The sequence below is a fragment of the Erwinia sp. genome (assembly GCF_049696395.1).
Classification (GTDB): Bacteria; Pseudomonadota; Gammaproteobacteria; order Enterobacterales; family Enterobacteriaceae; genus Erwinia.
Genome location: NZ_JBAVTT010000093.1, coordinates 1 through 18,647, shown reverse-complemented (window position 1 = coordinate 18,647; position 18,647 = coordinate 1). Strand labels below are relative to the sequence as shown.

Sequence of the window (18,647 nt, the reverse complement as noted above, 5' to 3'; positions counted from 1 at the left end):
CAAACAGGGGTCCATATGACTATCGAACGTACTTTTTCTATCGTTAAGCCGAACGCGGTGGCAAAAAACGTTATTGGTGCCATCTTCAACCGTTTTGAAAGCGCTGGCTTCAAAATCGTTGGCAGCAAAATGCTGCACCTGAGCAAAGAACAGGCTGAAGGCTTCTACGCTGAACACCAGGGCAAACCTTTCTTCGACGGTCTGGTTGAGTTCATGACTTCAGGTCCAGTGGTTGTTTCTGTTCTGGAAGGCGAAAATGCCGTTCAGCGTCACCGTGACCTGATGGGCGCAACTAACCCAGCTAACGCACTGGCTGGTACTCTGCGTGCTGACTACGCTGACAGCTTCACTGAGAACGCTACCCACGGTTCTGACTCTGCTGAATCTGCTGCCCGTGAAATCGCCTATTTCTTCGGCGAAGGTGAAGTTTGCCCGCGTACCCGCTAAGATCGTTACTACAGGGCGAATAGAGCAGGGCGTTTACAATTTTTTTTGCCGACGCACTTTAACCTGTAGCTACACGCTTGTATGATAATGCGCCCCTGACCAGCCTGGCTGTCAGGGGCGCATTACTTTATCCTCCATTCCCCCAGAGCCATAACGTGTAATAACGAGGCCAGAGAATATTATGTCTGAACTAATTGTGAGTCCGTCGTCCGAATCTCCTGTCATTGCCACGCCAAAAACAGAAAAAATCAACCTGCTCGATCTGAATCGTCAGCAAATGCGTGAGTTTTTTGCCGGCATGGGCGAGAAGCCTTTCCGCGCCGATCAGGTGATGAAGTGGATGTATCATTACTGCTGTGATGATTTCGATGAGATGACCGACATCAACAAGGTTTTCCGCAACAGGTTGAAAGAAGTTGCTGAAATCCGCGCCCCGGAAGTGGCTACAGAACAGCGCTCTACCGATGGCACTATTAAGTGGGCCATCACTGTTGGCGGCCAACAGGTCGAAACTGTCTATATTCCGGAAAAAGACCGCGCGACTCTGTGCGTCTCTTCCCAGGTTGGTTGCGCGCTGGAATGCAAATTCTGCTCAACGGCCCAGCAAGGCTTCAACCGTAACCTGCGTGTGTCTGAAATTATCGGCCAGGTCTGGCGTGCGGCAAAAATAATCGGTGCCTCTAAAATCACCGGTACGCGCCCTATTACTAACGTGGTCATGATGGGGATGGGCGAGCCGCTGCTTAACCTGAACAACGTGGTTCCGGCGATGGAAATCATGCTGGATGACTTCGGTTTTGGTCTGTCCAAACGCCGCGTAACGTTGTCTACTTCTGGTGTGGTTCCTGCACTGGACAAGCTGGGCGACATGATTGATGTGGCGCTGGCGATCTCCCTGCACGCCCCGAACGACACAATTCGTGACGAAATTGTTCCTGTTAACAAAAAGTACAATATCGAGACGTTTTTAGCGTCAGTTAGCCGTTATATCGCGAAATCCAACGCGAATCAGGGCCGTGTGACCATTGAGTACGTTATGCTGGATCATGTCAATGACAGCACCGATAACGCGCACGAGCTGGCTGCCTTGCTGAAAAACACCCCCTGCAAAATCAACCTGATCCCATGGAACCCCTTCCCGGGCGCACCTTATGGTCGCAGTTCGAATAGTCGTATCGACCGTTTTTCTAAAGTGTTGATGGATTACGGATTTACCACTATTGTGCGTAAGACACGTGGTGATGATATTGATGCGGCCTGCGGACAATTAGCCGGAGAAGTGATTGACCGTACTAAGCGCACCTTGCGTAAAAAAATGGCCGGTGAAGCGATTTCTGTGAAAGCGCTCTGAATCCTGATCTTTAGCAGTGACCGGTGCTGTCAGCCCTGATTTGAAAGGCGTACCATACGCTTAACGCAAATCAGGAGGTTGCATGGGTAAAGGATTCCCGTTCTGGCTGGCACTGTTGCTGGTTGCAGGTTGCCACTCATCGCCACGCGATGACTTGCTCCAGACCCGGCTACAATTGGGGCTGGACTATCTGGCCCGCGATAATTTGCCTGCTGCTCAGCGCAATCTGCAACAGGCCACGGCGCTCTCGCCAAAGGATTATCGTGCCCAGCTGGCGATGGCGCGTTTTTACCAGCTTTCAGGGAACCTGGTTGCTGCAGGCGAGCATTATCAGAAGGCTCTGCTACTGGCAGGAGAAAACCGTGACGTAATCAATAATTACGGTGCGTTTCTCTGTCGTTTAGGGCAGTATGATGCGGCTCAGCAGCAGTTCAGCAAAGCCGCTGAATTACCTCAAAACGGCGTGCTTGCCGATGCGAAGGAAAATGCCGGTTACTGTTATCTCCTTGCGGGGGAGCAGCATAAGGCACGGATCGCACTGGTTGAGGCAACACAAAACGCTGTGGACAAGGGAAAGGCTCTGCTGGCAGAAGCCGAAAGGCGATTTGGAAAGAATGAGCGCGAGGTATCGCGACTCCTTTTAGATGTTTATCAACACAACTTTTCAGCCTCGGCTGAGAGTTTGTGGTTAGAGATTCGCTTCGCCGCGCTGGCGCAGCACTCCGAAGGCGTTAAGCTTGCCGGGGAGCAGTTGGCGCGAAATTTTCCACAATCGATACAGCACCTGCATTATTTAGCTAATGAATACTGAAGCCACTCAAGATAACTCAGCAGTAAATTCAACAGGCCAGCGCCTGCGCAGTGCCCGTGAGCAAATGGGACTGACTCAGCAGAATGTTGCTGAACGCCTTTGCCTGAAACTTTCCACCGTCCGTGATCTTGAAGAGGACAAGTCGCCTGCCGATCTGGCATCGACCTTCCTGCGGGGTTATATCCGCTCGTATGCCCGTCTGGTCCACGTGCCTGAAGACGAATTGCTACCGATGATGGCTAAGCATTCGCCTGTTCGTGCGGCCAAAGTGGAGCCGATGCAGAGCTTCTCTCTGGGCAAACGTCGCAAAAAGCGTGATGGCTGGTTGATGATTTTCACCTGGCTGGTCCTGTTTGTTGTCGTCGGATTGACCGGCGCCTGGTGGTGGCAAAACCACAAGGCTGCTCAGGACGATCTGGTTTCAATGGCCGATCAGAACGCGGGAACCAGTGGCGATAACAGCCAGTCGATCCCGTTGGGTGACAGCAGCAATGACAGCACACTGGCCGATAACTCGGCCGCACAAAGTGTGCCTGCTGACTCCTCAGCCCAGACGCCAGTAGAGACGGCTCCAGCTGCAGCCAATGCACCAACCGCAACTCAGGCCCCGGCAAACACTGCCGCGGCTTCTTCAGAGCCGGTTGCCGTATCGCCTTCTCAGGCTCCTGTGGACAACACGTCTAACAGCCAGATGCCAACCGGAGCTGCAGGCGTTAGCGCGCCTGCAGCCGAGGCTAATGCGCTGGTGATGAATTTTGATAAAGACTGCTGGCTGGAAGTTACCGATGCGACAGGGAAAAAACTGTTCAGCGGAATGCAGCGTAGTGGTGGTAAACTCAGCCTCGCCGGTACAGCGCCATATCGTCTGAAGATTGGTGCGCCGGGCGCCGTTCAGATCCAGTATCAAGGCCAACCGGTCGATCTGAGTCGTTTCATCCGTACTAACCAGGTTGCTCGCCTGACAGTCGGTGCGCAATAACGCATCTTTCTGATCGCGAGTAATTGTGGAGAAAGAAGACTATGCATAACCAAGCACCCATTATCCGCCGCAAATCTACGCGCATTTACGTCGGCAAGGTGCCAGTGGGCGACGGAGCACCAATAGCCGTTCAGTCCATGACCAACACGCGAACCACCGATGTGGCCGCAACGGTCGAACAAATCAAAGCGCTTGAGCGTGTCGGTGTCGACATTGTTCGCGTTTCTGTTCCTACCATGGACGCCGCTGAGGCTTTTCGCCTGATCAAGCAGCAGGTAAACGTCCCGCTGGTTGCCGATATCCATTTTGACTATCGCATTGCCCTTAAGGTTGCCGAATACGGCGTTGACTGCCTGCGCATCAACCCGGGTAACATTGGCAATGATCAGCGTATCCGCCAGGTTGTGGACTGCGCGCGTCACTACAACATCCCTATTCGTATCGGCGTGAATGCCGGATCGCTGGAAAAAGACCTGCAGGAAAAGTATGGCGAACCTACGCCTCAAGCCCTGCTGGAATCAGCCATGCGCCATGTCGATCATCTGGATCGTCTTAACTTCGATCAGTTTAAAGTCAGCGTAAAAGCCTCCGACGTGTTTCTGGCCGTTGAGTCTTACCGCTTGCTGGCGAAGCAGATTGATCAACCTTTGCACCTGGGGATCACCGAAGCCGGTGGTATGCGTGCAGGCTCAGTGAAATCCGCTATCGGTCTTGGCCTGCTGCTCTCTGAAGGCATCGGCGATACGCTGCGTATTTCGTTAGCCGCCGATCCGGTGGAAGAAGTTAAAGTCGGGTTCGATATCCTCAAATCCCTGCGCATTCGCTCACGCGGCATCAACTTCATTGCCTGCCCGACCTGTTCACGTCAGGAGTTTGACGTGATCGGTACCGTGAATGAACTTGAGCAGCGTCTGGAAGATATTGTGACGCCGATGGATATCTCCATTATCGGCTGTGTGGTGAATGGCCCGGGTGAAGCACTGGTTTCCACCCTTGGCGTCACCGGTAGCAACAAGAAAAGTGGCTTGTATGAAGACGGCGTGCGCTTGCGTGAGCGTCTTGATAACAACGACATGATCGATCAGCTGGAGGCGCGCATTCGTGCCAAAGCCACGATGATGGACGAAAGCCGCCGCATTGCTATTCAGCAGTTAGAAAAATAAATCGCATTTGCGGGTTGGCCTGAAGGCCGGGAGGAGAGGCTTTTGATAAGCGCTTTCCCGGACCTTTTAACCAGCCCCTGAGTTAATAAGAGAAAAAAAGTGGCGAAGAATATCCAGGCTATCCGTGGCATGAATGATTACCTCCCCGCGGAAACCGTTGTATGGCAACGCATTGAGCAGATCCTCAAGCAGGTGCTGGCCAGCTATGGCTACAGTGAAATCCGCCTGCCGATTGTAGAGCAGACCCCCTTGTTCAAGCGCGCGATCGGTGAAGTTACCGACGTGGTTGAAAAAGAGATGTACACCTTCGAAGACCGCAATGGCGAAAGCCTGACGCTGCGTCCGGAAGGAACGGCAGGTTGCGTACGTGCCGGCATCGAACACGGTCTGCTGTACAATCAGGAGCAGCGCCTCTGGTATGTGGGACCTATGTTCCGCTACGAGCGTCCGCAGAAAGGGCGCTATCGCCAGTTTCATCAAATGGGTGTTGAAGTTTTCGGTCTTCAGGGGCCAGACGTAGATGCTGAGCTGATTATGCTGACCGCTCGTTGGTGGAAAGCGCTGGGCATTTCTGAGCACGTTAAGCTGGAGCTGAACTCTATTGGTTCACTGGAAGCTCGCGCTAACTACCGTGATGCGCTGATCGCCTTCCTGGAGCAACATCAGGACGTGCTGGATGAAGACTGCAAACGCCGCATGTACACCAATCCTCTGCGAGTGCTGGACAGCAAGAATCAGGATATTCAGGCCTTGCTGAACTCGGCACCTGAGCTGAGCGATTATCTGGATACCGAATCGCGCGAGCACTTTGCTGGCCTGTGTGAACTGCTGGATTCAGCGGGGATCGCCTATACCGTGAACCAGCGTCTGGTTCGTGGGCTTGATTACTACAACCGCACCGTCTTTGAGTGGGTGACCACCAGTCTGGGCTCACAAGGTACCGTTTGTGGCGGTGGCCGTTATGATGGTCTGGTTGAACAGCTTGGCGGTCGTGCTACCCCAGCCGTTGGTTTTGCGATGGGTCTGGAGCGTCTGGTGCTGCTGGTTCAGGCAGTTAACCCGGAATTTGAACCGACACGAATTGTCGATGTCTATGTTATCGCTTCGGGACAGGGCGTGCAGTCAGCCGCTATGCAACTGGCGGAGCATATTCGTGATACAGACCCGACACTGAAGTTAATGACTAACTTCGGCGGCGGTAATTTCAAGAAGCAGTTCGCCCGTGCGGACAAGTGGGGCGCTCGCGTTGCACTGATGCTGGGTGAAGATGAAGTTGCCAATGGGCAAGTGACTATTAAAGATTTGCGTAATGGCGAGCAACAGACGCTGGCGCAACGTGATGCTGCAGCCACACTGGCAGCGATGTTGAAATAAGCCAAAAGCGGTATCGCGGTTTTAAAGGAGAAGGTTTGCGTGGAAGTCTATAGCAACGAAAACGAACAGGTTGATGCGTTACGCGGTTTTTTCGCCCAGAACGGTAAGGCGCTGGTTATCGGCGTGATTATTGGTATTGGTGCACTGGCCGGCTGGCGCTACTGGAGCAGCCATGAAGATGGCAGCAGCCGTGAAACATCCGCTGCTTATCAGCAGGTTTCCAGCGCGCTGGATACCAGCAAGCCTGAGACGCTGGCCGCTGCAGCCAAATTCGCCAGTGAAAACAGCAACACCTATGGTGCGCTGGCTTCTCTGGATGTGGCTAAGCGTTATGCGGACGGCAACCAACTGGATCAAGCGGCAGCACAGTTACAAAGCGGCCTGAAAGACACCAAAGACGCGAACCTGCAAGCCGTGTTGAATCTGCGCCTGGCGCGCATTCAGCTGCAGCAGAAGAAACCTGATGAGGCGGTAAAAACCCTCGATCTGATCAAAGGTGACAGCTGGACAGCGATCGTGGCTGATGTGCGCGGTGAAGCCCTGCTCAGCAAAGGCGACACCAAAGGCGCCCACGATGCCTGGAGCAAAGGCATTGACTCTGACGCGTCTCCGGCGCTGAAAGAGATGCTGCAGATGAAAATGAATAATTTACCCGGCTAAGTTTACCCGCGGTATAAAATTGCCTCCACAGGCTCAAGAGGGATTTCATGGAATTGCGTAAGATACTTCTGCCGGGACTGATTTCAGTCACTTTGCTCAGCGGATGTTCATGGTTTAGCGGTGAAGAAGACGTTGTTAAAATGTCACCGTTACCAAAAGTTGAAAATCAGTTTACCCCGGAAAAAGTCTGGAGCACCTCAGTAGGTGATGGAGTGGGTGATTACTACTCCAACCTGCATCCAGCCTGGGCCGACAGTACTGTCTATGCAGCCGATCGCCATGGCATTGTGAAAGCACTGAATGCGGGCGACGGTAAAGAACAGTGGAAAGTTGATCTGTCAGAAAAGACCGGCTTCTTCTCCAGCAACCGCCCGGCGCTGATTTCTGGTGGCGTAACGGTCGACGGTGGCCATGTTTACCTGGGGAGCGAACGTGCTCAGGTTTATGCCCTGAACAGCAGTGACGGTTCTGTTGCCTGGCAGACGAAAGCGGCCGGTGAAGTTCTTTCCCGTCCGGTAGTCAGCGATGGCCTGGTACTGGTTCACACCAGCAATGGCATGCTGCAGGGTCTGGATCAGACCAGCGGTGCCATTAAATGGTCGGTCAACCTGGATGTTCCTGCGCTTTCTCTGCGTGGCGAATCTGCTCCTACTGCCGCTTTCGGCGCAGCCATTGTCGGCGGTGATAACGGTCGCGTTAGTGCTGTGATGATGAACCAGGGCCAGATTATCTGGCAGCAGCGTATTTCCCAGCCTAGCGGCGCTACGGAAATCGATCGTCTGTCCGATGTTGATACCACGCCAGTTGTGGTGAACGGTGTGGTTTATGCACTGGCGTACAACGGTGACCTGACGGCGATGGACCTGCGTTCTGGTCAAATCCTGTGGAAGCGTGAAATTGGCTCAGTGCACGATATGATCGTCGATGGCGGTCGTATTTATCTGGTCGATCAGGATGACCGTGTTGTCGCCCTGAACACCGAAGGCGGCGTGACCGTCTGGCGTCAGAGCGATCTGCTGCACCGTAACCTGACCTCACCAGTGCTGTACAACGGCTATCTGGTTGTGGGTGACAGTGAAGGCTACCTGCACTGGATTAACACTGACGACGGTCGTTTCGTTGCTCAGCAGGAAGTTGACAGTTCCGGCTTCCAGACTGAGCCAGTTGTCGCCAGCGATAAGTTATTGATCCAGGCAAAAGGCGGCGAAGTTTACGCGTTTACTCGCTAACGTCATCCAGCTGATTCTGGTCTTAAACGGCTCCTGATTCGTCAGGGGCCGTTTCGTTTTTCTCTGGGCGTGGTATCCTCTACGCCTTCAGCCTGCGTGTGCGTCAGCACTCTCTTTGTTTGTCGTGCATGAATAATATGTATGTCAGGCGCTTAATTTTTGTCATGAGGCTTCAATATGGTACCTGTGGTCGCGCTGGTCGGGCGTCCCAATGTGGGAAAATCCACCCTGTTTAACCGTTTAACGCATACGCGAGATGCACTGGTGGCGGATTTTCCTGGACTCACGCGTGACCGTAAATATGGTCGTGCCGAGGTCGAAGGGCAGCAGTTTATTTGCATCGATACCGGCGGTATTGATGGCAACGAAGAAGGTGTGGAAACGCGCATGGCCGCGCAGTCCCTGTTGGCGATTGAAGAAGCTGACGTGGTGCTGTTTATGGTTGATGCCCGTGCCGGCCTGATGCCTGCTGATATCGCTATCGCCCAGCATTTACGCTCGCGCGAAAAACCGACTTTCCTGGTGGCGAACAAAACTGACGGTATGGATCCAGATTCCGCCGTGGTGGACTTCTATTCGTTAGGCCTGGGCGAGATCCATGCGATTGCTGCTTCTCATGGCCGTGGCGTTTCCAGCCTGCTGGAAGACGTCCTTGAGCCTTACCGTGAAGTGGAAGAAGAAGCGGCTCCGCTGACAGAAGAAGAAGAGAACGCGGCTTACTGGGCTGATTTGGAAGCTGCAGAGCAGGGAGAAATCGAAGCGGCGGAAGCTGAAGACAATTTCAACCCGCTGGATCTGCCGATCAAGCTGGCGATTGTGGGGCGTCCTAACGTAGGTAAGTCCACACTGACTAACCGTATTCTGGGCGAAGACCGCGTAGTGGTATTCGATGCCCCAGGCACAACCCGCGACAGTATCTACATCCCGATGGAGCGCGACGGCCGCGAATACATCCTGATTGATACCGCTGGTGTCCGTAAGCGTGGCAAGGTTACCGAAACTGTTGAGAAGTTCTCGGTCATTAAAACCCTGCAGGCTATTGAAGACGCTAACGTTGTGATGCTGGTTATTGATGCCCGCGAAGGTATCTCCGATCAGGATCTGTCACTGCTGGGCTTTATCCTCAACAGTGGCCGTTCGCTGGTGATTGTGGTCAACAAGTGGGATGGCCTGTCACAGGAAGTGCGTGATGAAGTGAAAGAGACGCTGGACTTCCGTCTGGGCTTTATCGACTTTGCGCGCGTGCACTTCATCTCTGCCTTGCATGGCAGCGGTGTGGGTAACCTGTTCGAATCGGTAACCGAAGCTTATGACTGTTCTACGCGCCGCGTAAACACCTCAATGCTGACGCGCATCATGAATATGGCTGCTGATGACCATCAGCCGCCGCTGGTGCGTAGCCGTCGTGTGAAGCTGAAATATGCTCACGCCGGTGGCTACAACCCGCCGATTGTGGTTATCCACGGCAATCAGGTGAAAGATCTGCCGGATTCCTACAAACGCTACCTGATGAACTACTTCCGTCGTTCACTGGAAGTGATGGGCACGCCAATCCGTATTCAGTTTAAGGAAGGCGACAACCCGTATGAAGGCAAACGTAACCTGCTGACGCCAAATCAGCTGCGCAAACGTAAGCGTTTAATGAGCCATTTGAAGAAAAAGTAACCTGCCTTTGATAAGGGAGCCTGCGGGCTCCCTTTTTTATTCCGTCCTCGCCACTCCCCCCACGTCAATTTCAAAAAATAAACTCCAGCTATAATGAATTATTGTGGCAAGAAACTATTGCGCATTTTTTTTCCTGTTGCGCCGTGGTTTTGTCAAAAAAAGCGAGAAGTGTGAAGTTTGTTAAGTTTGTGTTTATTACTTTATGAACCACGTGGTACAATTTTGCCGTTATTTCACAGCCCTCTTTGCCGCCAAAGGGCGCCAGTAGTGGCTTTGAGTAACACAGGACGGGAACAGCCCGTAACGAATTGTTAATAAGTTTAGTGACTTAAGAATAATATTCATTGCCCTCCGCTACCTGCCAACCTTCGCGTTAGGGGTACTGAAGCCAAATGAAGATTGTGCTAAAGCCCTATTCTGTTCAGGAGTATTTTTACCATGTCTCAACTGAATGCCCGGCCGTCAAAATGGCTGAGCTTGTGGTGCGTTTTGCTGGGGGTAGTCTTACTGGCGACCGGCCTTTTCTTTGTGATTGGTGGCGGGAAACTGGTTTCACTGGGCGGTAGCTGGTATTTCGTTATTGCCGGCGTGTTCACCGTACTTTCCGCGATTCAATTCTTCCGCCGTAAATCTTCCGCTGTGACGATTTTCGCGCTGGTGTTTATCGGTTCGGCTATCTGGGCCGTTCAGGACGCTGGCATGGATTTCTGGCCGCTGGTCTCTCGTCTGATGACGCTGGCCGGTTTGCTGTTAGTGGCGATGATTACGCTGCCAGCTCTGCGCAAGCGTGAAGGTAAGCCTTCCGCTGCCAAACCGGCTTACGCTCTCTCAGCGGTGCTGGTAGTCGGCATGGTTGCCACGCTGGTTCAGATGTTCCAGCCGCATCCTACCGTGGCAAACGGTCAGGAATTGCCACTGGTTTCTGTTGCTAAAGATCAGCAGCAGAAAAACTGGGATAACTACGGTAATACACCGGGCGGTAGCCGCTTCGTGGCGTTGGACCAGATCACTCGCGACAACGTGAAAGATCTGAAAGTCGCCTGGACTTACCACACTGGTGACACGCCACTGAGCCCGGACGGGAACGGTGCAGAAGATCAGCAGACTCCTTTGCAAGTAGGTAACACCGTCTTCCTGTGTACTCCGCATAACAATGTCATAGCTGTAGCTGCAGATACTGGTAAGCAGATCTGGAAAGCAGACATCAACGCGAAATCCTCCGTCTGGATGCGTTGCCGTGGTCTGGCTTACTTCGACGCGACTAAACCGTTGACGCAGCCTGCTGCGCCTGGTTCTAACGCGCCGGCGCCGGTTAACCTGCCAGCTGGTGCTGCCTGTCAGCGTCGTGTGCTGATGAACACCATCGATGGTCGCCTGATGGCGCTGGATGCCGATAATGGCCAGTTCTGTGCTGATTTCGGCAAGAATGGCACCGTTGATCTGCATGAAGGGATGGGCGATGCAAAAGACCCTAGCTACGTACTGACTTCAGCGCCTACGCTGGCTGGCAGCACCGTGGTTGTGGGTGGCCGTGTGGCGGATAACGTCAGCACCGATATGCCTGGTGGCGTAATGCGTGGCTTTGACGTGATCACCGGTAAAATGCGTTGGGCGTTCGATCCAGGCAAGGATGATCCAAATGCTATCCTGATGCCGGGCGAGCACTTTACCCGCAGCACGCCTAACTCCTGGGCGCCGATGTCTTACGACCCTAACATGAACACCGTGTTCATCCCGATGGGCAGCTCGTCTGTCGATCTGTGGGGCGTTAACCGTACCAAGCTTGATCACAAATATGGCGCAGCCGTCCTGGCTGTTGATGCCACTACCGGTAAAGAGAAGTGGGTTTATCAGACCGTGCATAACGATCTGTGGGACTTCGACCTGCCAATGCAGCCAAGCCTCGTTAACTTCCCGATGAAGGATGGCAGCAAGAAGCCAGCCGTGGTTATCGGGACGAAGTCTGGTCAGATCTACGTTCTTGATCGCCAGACTGGTGAGCCGCTGACCAAAGTGGAAGAGCAGAAGGTTCCGCTTGCTAACATCCCTAACGAGCAGTATTCCAAAACCCAGCCACGTTCAGTAGGCATGCCGCAGATTGGCAACGAAACGCTGAAAGAGTCTGACATGTGGGGTGCTACGCCGTTCGATCAGCTGGCGTGCCGTATCAGCTTCAAGTCAATGCGCTATAACGGGCTTTATACCCCGCCAGGCACCGATATCTCCCTCAGCTTCCCTGGCTCTCTGGGTGGGATGAACTGGGGTAGCATGTCTACCGATCCAAACCATAACTACCTGTTCGTCAATGATATGCGTCTGGGCCTGTGGCAGCAGATGGTTGCTGCAGCACCCGCGAAAGATGGCGCAGTGAATAACGGTGGTGAAGCCGTTAACACCGGGATGGGTCTGGTGCCGATGAAAGGCACGCCGTATGCAGTGAACAAAAACCGCTTCATGTCGCCGCTGGGCATTCCTTGCCAGAAGCCACCGTTCGGGACACTGTCTGCTATTGACCTGAACACGCAGAAAATCGTCTGGCAGGTGCCGGTAGGCACTGTGCAGGATACCGGGCCATTTGGTATCAAAATGCATGCGCAGATGCCTGTGGGCATGCCATCGCTGGGCGGCACCATGGCCACTCAGGGCGGCCTGGTGTTCATTGCCGGCACTCAGGATTACTACCTGCGCGCCTTCGATACCGCAACCGGTAAAGAAGTATGGAAAGCTCGCCTGCCAGTCGGCAGCCAGGGCACGCCAATCAGCTACGTCTCTCCAGAAAACGGGAAGCAGTACATCCTGATTTCTGCAGGCGGTGGCCGTCAGTCTCCGGACCGTGGTGACTACGTGATTGCTTACGCACTGGATAAGTAAGCGCGGAGGGAAACCTCTGAAGGCCTGAAAAGAACAAGCCCCTTCATTACTGAAGGGGCTTTTTTATTGCCTGCCGGACAACGCTATTGGCCCTGTTGCCAGAGTTCTACCAGTTCGGGGGGGGCAAGATGCTCAGGGATGATGATCACAATATTCCCCAGCCGATCGGGCGTGGCATAGCTGATTTCAATACGGTAATAGCGTTGATCGCCTTGTCCGGCGCGACCTTGTTCTGCTGGCGTTTCAGCCAGAGGCATCGCCTGGCGCAAGACATTACAGACATGTTCACGCTGGGGCCCGCTAAGCTGCGCCAGCGCAATCCGCCTCGGCCCCGACAGTTTGGGGATGTAGGCAAACCCGCCTTCACGCGCGAGATCGATCACCGCATCATCAGTGAGTTCCGGCAAGGTTTGCATCAGAGTACGCCTACCTGTTTCCAGGCCTCTTCAATTGCCTGCGCAACGGCCTTATTAAACCGTTTCTGGCCATGTTTAAGGGTGAAGCCGGCAAAAGTCTTGAAATCGGCATTCTGTGGCAGGGTTTTGTCACACACCGTGTCATACCAGGCGTAACCTGCCTGTTCCCACGCATAGCCTCCCAACGCCTTAGCCGCCAGATAAAATGCCCGATTTGGAATGCCTGAATTCAGGTGGACACCGCCATTATCATCGCGGGTCTGAATATAGCCTTTCATGTCGGCAGGCTGAGGGTCTTTGCCCAACAGCGGATCGTCATAGGCCGTACCGGGCTCTGACATCGACCGCAGGCCTTTGCCTTTGATCCCTTCAGCCAGCAAACCTTCGCCAATAATCCAGTCGGCCTGATCGGCTGTTTGCTTCTGATGAAATTGTTTCACCAGCGAACCGAAAACGTCAGACAGCGATTCGTTCAGTGCGCCAGCCTGCTCGAAATAGATCAACCCAGCTTCGGTTTCTGTAACCCCGTGTGCCAGCTCATGACCGACCACATCCAGCGCGATAGTGAAGCGGTTGAATATCTCGCCGTCACCATCGCCGAACACCATCTGCTGACCGTTCCAGAAGGCGTTCTGATAGCCTTTCCCGTAATGGACGGTGCCTTTCAGTGACAACCCCTGATTATCCAGCGAGTGGCGCTGGTATGCCTGCCAGAAGAAATCATAGGTGACCCCGAGGTAATCATAAGCTTCGGTCGAGGCAATATCGTTACCCGCAGGCTGTCCTTCGCTGCGGACTAGCGTGCCGGGCAGATTTTGTGTCTGCTCTGAATCATAAATTTCCCGCCGGACCTGGCCGGGTGTGGCATTTTTGGCGCCTTCGGGCTTGACCCAGTTCTCCGCCATCAGCGTCTGAACATGGGCCAGCGTATTGCGCGCGCAGCTCTGTTGCTGCCCGGAACCGTTATCAATAATTTTACGCAGGATGTAAGGGGGGATTACGCCATAGTGCATACCATGCTCCCTGGTCGACGGTGAGTATGCAGAAAGTATAGTCGCCAGAGAGAGTTTTGCGGGGAGGTTACTCCCGCCTGCTAATCAGGCGGGATCAGGATCAGGCTGCGGGATCTTTGCTCTTACGCGGTTTTTTAGCGGGAGTAATGGAGGTGACTTCACTCTCTACCCAACCATCATCCAGACGGGTTTTTAGTGTGTCGCCGGGATGAACTTGCCGGGTCTTTTTCACCACCTGACCATCATGCGCCGTAGTGACGCTGAACCCACGCGCCAGTGTAGCCAGCGGGCTGACGCCTTCAAGCTGTGCGGTGAGCGTGGAGAACCGCTGTTTACCGCCGTTTAGCTGCTGTTGCATGGCCTGTTGCAGACGGTATTGCCACTGCTGCAGGTTTTGTTGAGCGCGATGGATTCGGGCCTGCGGCTGAAACGCGCTCAGACGCTGCTCAGCACGTTCCTGCTGACGGGTAGCCTGACGTACTCTTAGTTGCATTGCGTCGTCCAGACGGCGTTGCAGACGCATCAGAGAGGTCTGCTGACGGGCCAGCCGTAACTGCGGATGCTGCTGCTGCAAACGATGCTGAATTCGGGTAAACGTTCTGCTCTTCTGCGCGAGGTAATAATCCATCGCCATTTCCAGCCGTGTTTGCTGGGATTGCAGCTGGCGCAGCAGTTCAATCTGATTACGGCTAACCAGTTCTGCGGCGGCTGAAGGGGTAGGCGCGCGCAGGTCAGCCACAAAATCAGCAATGGTCACATCGGTTTCATGCCCAACCGCACTGACTATCGGAATTCGGCTGGCGTAGATAGCGCGGGCAACCCGCTCATCGTTGAAGCTCCACAAATCTTCCAGCGAGCCGCCGCCTCGCCCAACGATCAGCACATCACACTCGGCACGGGCGTTGGCAATTTCAATGGCACGAACAATGCTCGCCGGGGCATCCACGCCCTGAACCGGAGTAGGGTAGATAACCACAGGCAAAGAGGGATCGCGTCGGTGCAGCACGCGCAGCACGTCATGTAACGCTGCGCCGGTGGAAGAGGTGATCACGCCAACCTGACGGGCTGGGTCTGGCAACGGCTGTTTGTGGCTCTGTTCAAACAGACCTTCGCTCATCAGCTTCTGCTTCAGCTGTTCAAACTGCTGCTGCAGGAGACCTTCACCGGCTGGTTGCATGCTTTCGGCAATCAGCTGGTAATCCCCGCGAGGTTCATACAGCGTGATGGTCGCTCTGACCAAAACTTGCTGACCATTTTGCGGACGGAAGGTCACTCGCCGGTTACTGTTGCGGAACATCGCACAGCGAACCTGAGCCCCATCGTCTTTCAAAGTGAAATACCAGTGACCGGAAGAGGGCTGAGAGAGGTTGGAGATTTCAGCACTCAGCCAGACCTGGCCCATTTCCATCTCCAGCAGCTTGCGCACTGTCGTATTGAGACGGCTGACGGTAAAAATATTGGCTGATGGCGGTAGCGACATGTGATGAAGATCAAATTTTAAATCAGAGGGTTAATTGACCGATACTACAGGCCTCAGTGAAGGGATCAAGATATTTTCGTAAATAATGCTGGAGGCAATCGATTACGGCCTGTATAATGCCGCGGCAATATTTTACAAGTTCTCATTCACCCTGAGGTTGAGATATTGCCATGCTAAGAATCACTAAAGAAGCCCTGACTTTCGACGACGTTTTGCTCGTTCCTGCTCACTCCACAGTCTTACCCAACACGGCTGACCTCAGCACCCAGCTTACTAAATCTATCCGTTTGAACATCCCAATGCTTTCCGCTGCTATGGATACCGTGACCGAATCTGGTCTGGCTATCGCCCTGGCGCAGGAAGGTGGACTCGGCTTTATCCATAAAAACATGCCAATCGAGCGCCAGGCGGAAGAAGTTCGCAAGGTGAAGAAACATGAAAGTGGCGTTGTTACCGATCCCCAGACTGTTCTGCCCACTACCGCACTGAGCGATGTTAAAATTCTGACCGAACGTAACGGCTTTGCTGGTTACCCGGTTGTGAACGGCGACAACGAGCTGGTCGGTATCATCACCGGTCGTGACGTGCGCTTCGTAACCGACCTGAGCCTGCCGGTTTCAGCTGTAATGACCCCGAAAGACCGTCTGGTTACCGTGCGTGAAGGCGAAGCCCGCGAAGTCGTTCTGCATAAAATGCATGAAAAGCGTGTAGAGAAAGCGCTGGTGGTGGATGACAAATTCCATCTGCTGGGCATGATCACCGTTAAAGACTTCCAGAAAGCCGAACGTAAACCTAACGCCTGTAAAGACGAGCATGGCCGTCTGCGCGTTGGTGCTGCAGTTGGCGCCGGTGCCGGTAACGAAGAGCGCGTTGATGCGCTGGTCGCTGCTGGTGTTGACGTGCTGCTGATTGACTCCTCACACGGTCATTCTGAAGGCGTTCTGCAACGTATCCGTGAAACCCGTGCTAAATACCCTGATCTGCAAATCCTTGGCGGCAACGTAGCGACTGGTGCTGGTGCACTGGCGCTGGTTGAAGCTGGCGTGAGCGCAGTGAAAGTGGGTATCGGCCCTGGCTCAATCTGTACTACCCGTATCGTTACCGGGGTGGGCGTTCCGCAGATCACTGCAGTTTCTGACGCGGTTGAAGCGCTGGAAGGCACTGGCATTCCAGTTATCGCCGATGGCGGCATCCGCTTCTCTGGTGATATCGCTAAAGCTATCGCTGCTGGCGCTTCTGCGGTGATGGTGGGCTCTATGCTGGCTGGTACTGAAGAATCTCCGGGCGAAATCGAGCTGTATCAGGGCCGTTCTTTCAAATCCTACCGTGGCATGGGTTCTCTGGGCGCGATGTCCAAGGGTTCCTCTGACCGTTACTTCCAGACCGATAACGCTGCGGACAAACTGGTACCGGAAGGGATTGAAGGGCGCGTGGCTTACAAAGGCCGCCTGAAAGAGATCGTTCACCAGCAAATGGGCGGCCTGCGCTCCTGTATGGGTCTGACCGGTTGTGCTACCATCGACGACCTGCGCACCAAAGCAGAATTTGTCCGCATCAGCGGCGCCGGTATTTCGGAAAGTCACGTTCACGATGTGACGATCACTAAAGAGTCCCCGAACTACCGTATGGGTTCATAACATAGCTGAACCCCACGCCCGGCTTAGCCGGGCGTATTACACCTTCTCCCTGAATTTGTTATATCGCCCTGGAATAGCCCAATGACGACGGAAAATATTCATAAACATCGCATTCTGATCCTTGATTTCGGCTCGCAGTACACGCAGCTGGTTGCACGCCGTGTGCGTGAGCTGGGCGTCTACTGTGAACTGTGGGCGTGGGATGTCACCGAAGAGCAGATCCGCGGGTTCAACCCGAACGGCATCATCCTTTCCGGTGGCCCGGAAAGCACCACCGAGCATTCAAGCCCGCGTGCGCCTGAGTACGTGTTCAATGCTGGCGTGCCAGTGCTGGGCGTTTGCTACGGCATGCAGACCATGGCGTTGCAGCTGGGTGGCAAAGTGGAAGGCTCTAACGAGCGTGAATTTGGCTATGCACAGGTTGAAATAGCCCTGCAAAGCGCACTGACCCGTGGCATCGAAGACTCCCTGAGCGCAGACGGTAAACCGCTGATGGATGTCTGGATGAGCCATGGCGATAAAGTGTCTGCAATCCCGGCTGATTTCGTTACCGTTGCCAGCACTGAAACCTGTCCGTTTGCGATTATCGCCAACGAAGAGAAGCGCCTGTACGGCGTGCAGTTCCACCCGGAAGTGACTCACACCCGTCAGGGTCTGCGTCTGCTGGAGCGTTTCGTGCGCGATATCTGCGAGTGTGAAGCTCTGTGGACACCGGCAAAAATCATCGAAGACACCGTTGAGCGTCTGCGTGAGCAGATTGGTAACGACAAAGTGATCCTCGGCCTGTCTGGCGGTGTGGATTCCTCTGTCACTGCCATGCTGCTGCACCGCGCCATTGGCGACCGTCTGACCTGCGTGTTCGTGGATAACGGTCTGCTGCGTCTTAACGAAGCAGAGCAGGTGATGGATATGTTTGGTGACCATTTCGGTCTGAACATCATCCACGTTGCGGCTGAAGATCGTTTCCTGGATGCGCTGGCTGGCATCGACGAGCCTGAAGCGAAGCGTAAGACCATTGGTCGCGTCTTTGTGGAAGTGTTCGACGAGCACGCTACTCTGCTGCAGGACGTGAAGTGGCTGGCTCAGGGCACCATCTATCCGGACGTGATCGAGTCTGCTGCTTCTGCCACAGGCAAAGCGCACGTGATCAAGTCTCACCACAACGTGGGTGGGCTGCCGAAAGAGATGAAACTGGGTCTGGTTGAGCCGCTGAAAGAGCTGTTCAAAGACGAAGTGCGCAAAATCGGTCTGGAATTAGGTCTGCCTCACGACATGCTGTTCCGTCACCCGTTCCCTGGTCCAGGCCTTGGTGTTCGCGTGTTGGGCGAAGTGAAGAAAGAGTATTGTGACCTGCTGCGCCGTGCTGATGCGATCTTCATCGAAGAGCTGCATAAAGCCGACCTGTATAACAAGGTCAGCCAGGCGTTCACCGTGTTCCTGCCAGTCCGTTCCGTTGGCGTGATGGGCGATGGCCGTAAATATGATTGGGTCGTTTCTCTGCGCGCTGTAGAGACCATCGACTTTATGACCGCGCATTGGGCACATCTGCCT

General features: G+C 54.1%; 15 protein-coding genes. 12 read left to right on the top strand and 3 right to left on the bottom strand.

Features of this window, described 5'->3' with window-relative positions; translation table 11 throughout:
• Positions 1 to 15: 15 nt before the first annotated feature.
• The 10 genes from ndk (at position 16) to WCC56_RS11385 (ending at position 12,550) form a co-directional block, all read left to right on the top strand.
• Positions 16 to 447 (top strand): nucleoside-diphosphate kinase, encoded by a 432-nt coding sequence (gene ndk / locus WCC56_RS11430; protein ID WP_013203396.1) that lies wholly within the window; start codon positions 16 to 18, stop codon positions 445 to 447.
• Between the two features lie 181 nt (positions 448 to 628).
• Positions 629 to 1,798, top strand: a complete 1,170-nt coding sequence (locus tag WCC56_RS11425; RefSeq protein WP_424692487.1) for a bifunctional tRNA (adenosine(37)-C2)-methyltransferase TrmG/ribosomal RNA large subunit methyltransferase RlmN — start codon at positions 629 to 631, stop codon at positions 1,796 to 1,798.
• Positions 1,799 to 1,880: 82 nt separating this feature from the next.
• On the top strand, positions 1,881 to 2,609 hold the full coding sequence (pilW, locus tag WCC56_RS11420; protein WP_424692486.1) for a type IV pilus biogenesis/stability protein PilW: 729 nt from the start codon (positions 1,881 to 1,883) through the stop codon (positions 2,607 to 2,609).
• The gene (gene rodZ / locus WCC56_RS11415) at positions 2,599 to 3,588 is read left to right on the top strand and encodes a cytoskeleton protein RodZ (RefSeq protein ID WP_424692485.1); all 990 of its coding nucleotides are present in this window, start codon (positions 2,599 to 2,601) and stop codon (positions 3,586 to 3,588) included. The genes pilW and rodZ overlap by 11 nt, the downstream gene beginning before the upstream one ends.
• Before the next feature lie 41 nt (positions 3,589 to 3,629).
• Positions 3,630 to 4,751, top strand: coding sequence for a flavodoxin-dependent (E)-4-hydroxy-3-methylbut-2-enyl-diphosphate synthase (ispG, locus tag WCC56_RS11410; RefSeq protein ID WP_424692484.1), 1,122 nt, complete (start codon positions 3,630 to 3,632; stop codon positions 4,749 to 4,751).
• Positions 4,752 to 4,850: 99 nt separating this feature from the next.
• Positions 4,851 to 6,125, top strand: coding sequence for a histidine--tRNA ligase (hisS, locus tag WCC56_RS11405; RefSeq protein ID WP_424692483.1), 1,275 nt, complete (start codon positions 4,851 to 4,853; stop codon positions 6,123 to 6,125).
• Between the two features lie 39 nt (positions 6,126 to 6,164).
• On the top strand, positions 6,165 to 6,785 hold the full coding sequence (locus tag WCC56_RS11400) for a YfgM family protein (protein WP_424692482.1): 621 nt from the start codon (positions 6,165 to 6,167) through the stop codon (positions 6,783 to 6,785).
• A gap of 47 nt (positions 6,786 to 6,832) precedes the next feature.
• Positions 6,833 to 8,014: an outer membrane protein assembly factor BamB gene (gene bamB / locus WCC56_RS11395; RefSeq protein ID WP_424692481.1), complete on the top strand. Its 1,182-nt coding sequence runs from the start codon at positions 6,833 to 6,835 to the stop codon at positions 8,012 to 8,014.
• A 177-nt stretch (positions 8,015 to 8,191) separates the two neighbouring features.
• A complete protein-coding gene (gene der, locus WCC56_RS11390; RefSeq protein WP_424692480.1) occupies positions 8,192 to 9,679 on the top strand; it encodes a ribosome biogenesis GTPase Der in 1,488 nt (495 codons plus the stop codon).
• Between the two features lie 438 nt (positions 9,680 to 10,117).
• Positions 10,118 to 12,550, top strand: a complete 2,433-nt coding sequence (locus tag WCC56_RS11385) for a glucose/quinate/shikimate family membrane-bound PQQ-dependent dehydrogenase (RefSeq protein ID WP_424692479.1) — start codon at positions 10,118 to 10,120, stop codon at positions 12,548 to 12,550.
• Between the two features lie 83 nt (positions 12,551 to 12,633).
• Here WCC56_RS11385 and WCC56_RS11380 read toward each other — a convergent pair whose 3' ends face one another.
• The 3 genes from WCC56_RS11380 to xseA all read right to left on the bottom strand — a co-directional run bounded on the left by WCC56_RS11380 (position 12,634) and on the right by xseA (position 15,459).
• A complete protein-coding gene (locus WCC56_RS11380; protein ID WP_424692478.1) occupies positions 12,634 to 12,966 on the bottom strand; it encodes a protealysin inhibitor emfourin in 333 nt (110 codons plus the stop codon).
• On the bottom strand, positions 12,966 to 13,979 hold the full coding sequence (locus WCC56_RS11375) for a M4 family metallopeptidase (RefSeq protein ID WP_424692477.1): 1,014 nt from the start codon (positions 13,977 to 13,979) through the stop codon (positions 12,966 to 12,968). Before WCC56_RS11375 ends, WCC56_RS11380 begins: the two co-directional genes overlap by 1 nt.
• A gap of 100 nt (positions 13,980 to 14,079) precedes the next feature.
• Complete coding sequence (gene xseA, locus WCC56_RS11370) at positions 14,080 to 15,459, bottom strand: exodeoxyribonuclease VII large subunit (RefSeq protein ID WP_424692476.1); 1,380 nt, start codon at positions 15,457 to 15,459, stop codon at positions 14,080 to 14,082.
• A gap of 170 nt (positions 15,460 to 15,629) precedes the next feature.
• On the opposite strand from xseA, the gene guaB reads away from it, so the two are divergent.
• The gene (gene guaB / locus WCC56_RS11365) at positions 15,630 to 17,096 is read left to right on the top strand and encodes an IMP dehydrogenase (protein WP_424692475.1); all 1,467 of its coding nucleotides are present in this window, start codon (positions 15,630 to 15,632) and stop codon (positions 17,094 to 17,096) included.
• Between the two features lie 81 nt (positions 17,097 to 17,177).
• A partial coding sequence (gene guaA, locus WCC56_RS11360) for a glutamine-hydrolyzing GMP synthase (protein WP_424692474.1) occupies positions 17,178 to 18,647 on the top strand: 1,470 nt, incomplete at its 3' end.

Coding starts and splice junctions, on each gene's coding strand:
- ndk (WP_013203396.1), top strand. CDS start 16: ATGACTATCGAACGTACTTTTTCTATCGTTAAGCCGAACGCGGTGGCA.
- WCC56_RS11425 (WP_424692487.1), top strand. CDS start 629: ATGTCTGAACTAATTGTGAGTCCGTCGTCCGAATCTCCTGTCATTGCC.
- bamB (WP_424692481.1), top strand. CDS start 6,833: ATGGAATTGCGTAAGATACTTCTGCCGGGACTGATTTCAGTCACTTTG.
- xseA (WP_424692476.1), bottom strand. CDS start 15,459: ATGTCGCTACCGCCATCAGCCAATATTTTTACCGTCAGCCGTCTCAAT.
- rodZ (WP_424692485.1), top strand. CDS start 2,599: ATGAATACTGAAGCCACTCAAGATAACTCAGCAGTAAATTCAACAGGC.
- WCC56_RS11380 (WP_424692478.1), bottom strand. CDS start 12,966: ATGCAAACCTTGCCGGAACTCACTGATGATGCGGTGATCGATCTCGCG.
- der (WP_424692480.1), top strand. CDS start 8,192: ATGGTACCTGTGGTCGCGCTGGTCGGGCGTCCCAATGTGGGAAAATCC.
- ispG (WP_424692484.1), top strand. CDS start 3,630: ATGCATAACCAAGCACCCATTATCCGCCGCAAATCTACGCGCATTTAC.
- WCC56_RS11385 (WP_424692479.1), top strand. CDS start 10,118: ATGTCTCAACTGAATGCCCGGCCGTCAAAATGGCTGAGCTTGTGGTGC.
- pilW (WP_424692486.1), top strand. CDS start 1,881: ATGGGTAAAGGATTCCCGTTCTGGCTGGCACTGTTGCTGGTTGCAGGT.
- guaB (WP_424692475.1), top strand. CDS start 15,630: ATGCTAAGAATCACTAAAGAAGCCCTGACTTTCGACGACGTTTTGCTC.
- WCC56_RS11375 (WP_424692477.1), bottom strand. CDS start 13,979: ATGCACTATGGCGTAATCCCCCCTTACATCCTGCGTAAAATTATTGAT.